Below are 5463 nucleotides of genomic sequence, written 5' to 3' on the forward strand. Positions count from 1 at the left end.
GCACAGGAAGTCGGCAGCCCCGTCGCCAACCGCGCGCAGGTCGACGGTCCCGCAGCCCACATGCGCGTCGCACAGCAGATCCTGCGTGGCTATCCCTTCGAGACGAGGATGGGCAGCGCCATCGTCCGCAGGGAAGCCATAGGCGTATGCGCCCTCATCTCCCCGTGGAACTGGCCGATTCAGACCGGAGTCATCAAATCCATCTACGCAATCGCCGCCGGCTGCACCGTCATCGCGAAGCCGAGCATCAACTCGGCAGCGAGCGGGGCGCTTCTCGCGCAGGTCATGGACGACGCACAGGTCCCTGCCGGTGTCTTCAACCTCATCAGCGGGAAGGGCCGCGACGTCGGGGACGCTCTTTCGCGCCACCCGGGCATCGACATGATCTCGTTCACAGGATCCACCGGTGCAGGGCGGACCGTCGGCGCGGCGGCCGCTCAGACCGTCAAGCGCGTGTGCTTGGAGCTAGGCGGCAAGTCCGCCAACGTCGTCCTCCCCGACGCCGATCTCGAAAAGGCAGCCCGCTGGACAGTGCAGCGAGCCTTCTTCAACGCCGGCCAGTCCTGCCACGCTCCAACGCGACTCCTGGTCCACGAAAGCCAGGTGGACCAGATCACCCCCTATCTCGTTAGCGAGGCCGAACAGTTCATCCTCGGCGACCCGCTCGACCCGGGAACGACCATGGGACCGGTGGTGAGCAAGGGCCAGTACGACTCGATCCGCGATCACATTCAGAGCGGTCTGGACGAAGGCGCACGCCTCATCGTCGGCGGGCTCGACAGCCCCGACGGACGCAGCAACGGGTTCTTTGTCCGCCCCACGGTGTTCACGGGAGTCAGCGCAGATATGCGCATCGCTCGCGAAGAGATTTTCGGGCCGGTGCTCTCCGTCATCTCGTACCGCGATGAGGCGGACGCGATCCGCATCGCCAACGACACCCCGTATGGGCTGGGTGCGTTCGTCTTCGGCTCCGATGCCGCTGCACGCGCTGTCGCTAACGAGCTGCGCGCCGGTCGCGTCAGCGTCAACGGCGCCCCCACCGACTCGTACGCCCCGATGGGCGGTTACAAGGAATCGGGCATCGGGAGGTCGATGGGGCGGTATGGCTTCGAAGAGTACCTGGAACTGAAGTCCGTCTACGGCTTCGAGGCCGAAGCACAATCACTGCCAGGGCCGGATGCCGTGATCTCGCACCCGACGGAGGAGAACCGATAATGACCACCGACACCACTCCGCTGCTGAGAAATCACGTCAAAGAGAAACTCTCCCGCGGAGAGCCCGTCTACTCGATGACCGTTCGCCTCGTCCGAACGGTCGATGTCGCGTCCATCGCATACACCGCCGGGTTCGACTCGGTGTACATCGACATGGAGCACAGCTCCTTCCCCTTGGAGGCTGCGGGACAGATCTGCCTGGCCTGCAACCACCTGGGCGTGACCCCACTCGTGCGCGTGCCCGGACTGGACACCGCGTTCATCGCACGCGTCTTGGACTCTGGGGCCATGGGCATCATCGTTCCGGATGTTCAGACCGCAGAGGCCGCACGAGCGGCGGTGGCCGCCGTGAAGCACGCTCCGCTGGGCAACAGATCGCTTGCCGGAGCTGCACCGCAACTGAACTTCCAGACGCTGCCACCGGACCGCGTGGTCCGTGAGCTCGACGACGCCTCCATGGTCGTGGTGATGGTCGAGTCACGCGAAGGACTCGACGCTGTCGAAGAGATCGCGCAGGTGCCGGGCGTGGACATGATCCTTGTCGGCGCGAACGACCTCAGCGTGGACCTCGGCATCGCGGGAAAGATGGATGACCCGCAGATCGACGCAGCGTTCCATCGTGTCATCGCCGCGTGCCGCGCTAACAACAAGCACATCGGACTGGGCGGGCTCGGCAACTGGCCGGACCTGATTCGTAAGTACCTCGACCTGGGCGCCGGGTACGTCTCCACCGGCAATGACATCACCTTCCTCTCGGCGATGGCCGCGCAGAAGCGCCGCCAGTTCGACTGACCCAGAGGAGTCATGAGATGAGGATCTGTGTTTTTGGCGCGGGCGCCGTCGGGGGCCACATCGCCGGTCGGCTCGGCGCCGTCGGCCAGCATGTCTCCGTCATCGCCAGAGGCGAGCAGCTCGAAGCGATTCGAGGCCGTGGGCTGCGCGTCGAGACGCGAGACGGCGTGCTCGAGTCGACCCCGTACGCCACAGCCCGCCCGGAGGAGCTGCCTTCGCAGCATGTCGTCATCGTCGCGGTGAAGGCGCAGTCACTGCCGCAGATCGCCGCACCACTCTCCCGGCTCCTGGATGACGACACCCGTGTCATCTTCGCCACCAACGGCATCCCCTGGTGGTACTTTCACGGGCTTCGTGGCCCGTACGCGGAAGAGCGACTGCCCCTGCTGGACCCGACCGGGGCGCTGCGAGACCTTGTCCGCCCAGAACGAGCGGTCGGCGCCGTGGCCTATACGGCGGGCACGCTGCTCGCCCCAGGCGTCGTGCGGGCAGAGAACCCGAAGAACCGACTCGTCATCGGTCGGCCCGACGGGCAACCCGATGCGCGACTTGACGAGTTCGCTGCCCTCCTCCGCCCCAGCGGACTCGAAGTGACGGTCGACTCGCGCATCCGGGATGCGGTGTGGACGAAGTTGGTGTCCAACGCCATCGGCGGCTCCCTCGGCGCGCTGACCGCGTCGGCGGGACGGGACATCCTCGACAAGCCCGCTCTGTCAGCTTTCGCCACCGCAATGGGCCATGAGGTGGTGTCCATAGCGCGCAAGCTCGGCAGCAATCCCGGTGACCCGAAGCCCATCCTCGAAAAGCTCGCCGCATCCACCCACCTGCAAAGCATCGCTCAGGATCTCCTCGCCGAACGGCCCATGGAGATCGACGCTCTGCTTCGAGCCCCGCTGGCTCTGGCAGAGATCGCTGATGTCCCAGTCCCGCACCTGCAGTTCATCTTTGAGCTTCTCGCGCAACGTGCGCGTGCAGCGGGCGCCTACCGAGAAAGCCTCGACATCTGAATGCCTAGTCGCAACGAACTCCTCTCGCCCGTTCCCCCCGCTCAGCCCCTACCGGCACGCGAGGTGGCTCGCGCGTTCGCCGCGTCAGGCCGCACTCTCGTCGTGCTCGACGATGACCCCACTGGAACACAGTCGGTATCGAACCTTCCCGTCCTCACCCGGTGGGACGTCGATGATTTCCGGTGGGCGTTCACTGTCGATGGTGACGGACATCCCGCCCCTGCCGTGTACGTGCTCACCAACACGCGAAGCCTGAGCGCGGAAGATGCTGCGCGGCGCAATCGAGAAGTCGTCTCCGCGGCGCTCGCGGCTGGCGCGGAGGCAGGTCTCCGCATTGACTTCGTGAGCCGAGGCGACTCCACCCTGCGCGGGCACTTCCCTCTCGAACCGGATGTCATCGCCGATGTGGTGGCCGAGATCAACGGCACCGACATCGACGGATACATCCTGGTCCCCGCGTTCCCGGACGCCGGACGCATCACTGTCGGCGGCGAGCACTACCTGGCAGAAGGTGACGGCCTTCGCCGTGTTTCCGACACGGAGTTCGCTCAGGATGCCACCTTCGGATTTTCCAGCTCCTACCTTCCGGCGTACGTCGCTGAGAAGTCCGGAGGACGATTCCGAGAGGACGACGTAGTGACGCTCGACCTCACCACGATTCGCACCGGTGCTGAGGGAATCGCTGAGGTCCTGCAGGCTGTCCGCGGCCGAACGCCGGTCGTCGTCGACATCGAGGTCGAGGAGGATATGCGCGCGTTGGCGCTCGGACTCAACCTGGCGCAGTCCCGAGGCAAGAACTTCATCTACCGAGTTGGCCCCCCGTTCGTGCGCGCGCGCATCGGCCAAGAGCCGCACCCGCCTCTCGAACGGCACGAGATCTTCGGTCACGGAAACGCCCCGTCCGCTGGTCGCGGAGGTCTCATCGTGGTCGGGTCCCACGTCGGCGTGACGACCCGCCAACTCGCACGACTGACCGAGCAGCACACGTCCGCGACCGTCATCGAGCTCGACGTCCACCAGCTCATCAGCATCCACGGAGCAGCAGCCTACGTCGCGCAAGCAGCATCGCGAGTCGTTGACGCTCTTCTGGGCGGTGACGTCGTGCTCCACACCAGCCGGCTGCTGGTCCGCTCCGACGACGCCGACGAAAGCCTCCGCATCTCGCGATTGGTGAGCGCGGGAGTCGTCACTGTCGTCAACCGCACGCTGCACACGCTCCCGCCGCGGTTCGTCATCGCGAAAGGGGGGATCACGTCCTCCGATGTCGCGGCCTTCGGTTTGGAGATTCGCCGGGCCACTGTGCGCGGTCCGATGCTTCCCGGCATCGTGTCCCTCTGGCAGTCCTCCGACGGACCAGCCGCGGGAATCCCCTATGTCGTCTTCGCCGGCAATGTCGGTGATGACGACTCTCTGCTCGAAGTCACCCGGAAGCTCAGCTCGTTCAAAATCGGCGGCTCTGGGCGCTGAGTGCCTTCACGCCGTAAACAGCGCGAGATCGGGATGCGCCGCACGCCGATGGGCACATTCGGGCGATAGCCCCGAACGGATCATCGCACAGCGCTCAGGCGAGAGACGGACGCAGCCGCCTCGCCGGCGACTGTGAAATCGCCGGCGAGGATGACGTCACCGGGTCGCCGCTGCCGCAATCTGGAGTAGCCGATTGGATCGGAACGGACATCCCGGGCCTGCGGGACGTGCCGTCGAGTCCTGGACGGTCAGAGAATCCGTCCAACACGCGCCCGCCGCACACTGACTTTGCTGAGGCGACTCCCCGCTCTCCTGACGGTCACCACACATGCGCGCCCTCCTCCGCTCGTCCGCGAGGGAACCACCGTCCACCATTCGCGATTCGTGTAATCCCGCATAGCGGGACTTTGTTAGATATTAGGTTACCCTTACCTCGGCGTCTTGGGAAGAGTGCGCCAGGGAGATTGATGGCTCAGTGGAAGGTTCGCCCGCCATCGGCCGCAAGGCTCGTCCCTGTGACGAACGAAGACTCCTCGCTCGTGAGGAAGAGGATCGCGTTGGCGATCTCCGACGGAGCTGCGATGCGCCCGAGCGCGTAGTCGGCCGCTCTCGCTCGATACCCGTCGGCCATTGCGGTGTCGACCATGCCAGGACAGATCGAGTTGACACGGATTGCCGGTGCCAGCTCTGCGGCGAGAACGCGGGTGAGGTTGAGGACTCCACCCTTCGACGCCGCGTAGGCCGTGTAGTCCGGTGCGTTGGGGAGAAGTGCCTGCGCCGAGGCGATGTTCACCACCGTCGCGGACCCTTCCGCGGCGAGATAGGGCAGCGCCGCCCGGCAGACGATGTACGCGCCGGTGAGGTTGATGTCGATGACTCGACGCCATTGTTCGGCCGACACCTGCGCGATGGGGCCTCTGAACATGACCCCCGCCGCGTCCACTAGGCCGTCGATCCCACAGAGCCGCGCCGCTGCCCGTGCG

Annotated in this window: 5 protein-coding genes; 4 read left to right on the forward strand and 1 reads right to left on the reverse strand. The window is 65.7% G+C overall.

All coding sequences use genetic code 11. From position 1 onward, the window contains the following. From J7E68_RS03840 to J7E68_RS03855, 4 genes are all read left to right on the forward strand, one after another. Positions 1-1215: aldehyde dehydrogenase family protein (locus J7E68_RS03840; protein ID WP_215170004.1), on the forward strand; the 1215-nt coding region annotated here is incomplete at its 5' end. Then, positions 1215-2006, forward strand: a complete 792-nt coding sequence (locus J7E68_RS03845) for an aldolase/citrate lyase family protein (protein ID WP_215170006.1) — start codon at positions 1215-1217, stop codon at positions 2004-2006. The genes J7E68_RS03840 and J7E68_RS03845, both read left to right, overlap by 1 nt. A gap of 17 nt (positions 2007-2023) precedes the next feature. Next, positions 2024-3013 carry a 2-dehydropantoate 2-reductase gene (locus J7E68_RS03850; protein ID WP_215170008.1) on the forward strand — a complete coding sequence of 330 codons (990 nt, stop codon included), beginning with the start codon at positions 2024-2026 and terminating at the stop codon, positions 3011-3013. Further along, the gene (locus J7E68_RS03855) at positions 3014-4480 is read left to right on the forward strand and encodes a four-carbon acid sugar kinase family protein (RefSeq protein ID WP_215170010.1); all 1467 of its coding nucleotides are present in this window, start codon (positions 3014-3016) and stop codon (positions 4478-4480) included. It abuts the gene before it with no gap. A 472-nt stretch (positions 4481-4952) separates the two neighbouring features. Here the strand turns inward: J7E68_RS03855 and J7E68_RS03860 are convergent. Continuing rightward, a partial coding sequence (locus J7E68_RS03860) for an SDR family oxidoreductase (protein ID WP_215170012.1) occupies positions 4953-5463 on the reverse strand: 511 nt, incomplete at its 5' end.

Source organism: Microbacterium sp. ISL-103, assembly GCF_018613995.1.
GTDB lineage: Bacteria > Actinomycetota > Actinomycetes > Actinomycetales > Microbacteriaceae > Microbacterium.

Coding starts and splice junctions, on each gene's coding strand:
- J7E68_RS03845 (WP_215170006.1), top strand. CDS start 1,215: ATGACCACCGACACCACTCCGCTGCTGAGAAATCACGTCAAAGAGAAA.
- J7E68_RS03850 (WP_215170008.1), top strand. CDS start 2,024: ATGAGGATCTGTGTTTTTGGCGCGGGCGCCGTCGGGGGCCACATCGCC.
- J7E68_RS03855 (WP_215170010.1), top strand. CDS start 3,014: ATGCCTAGTCGCAACGAACTCCTCTCGCCCGTTCCCCCCGCTCAGCCC.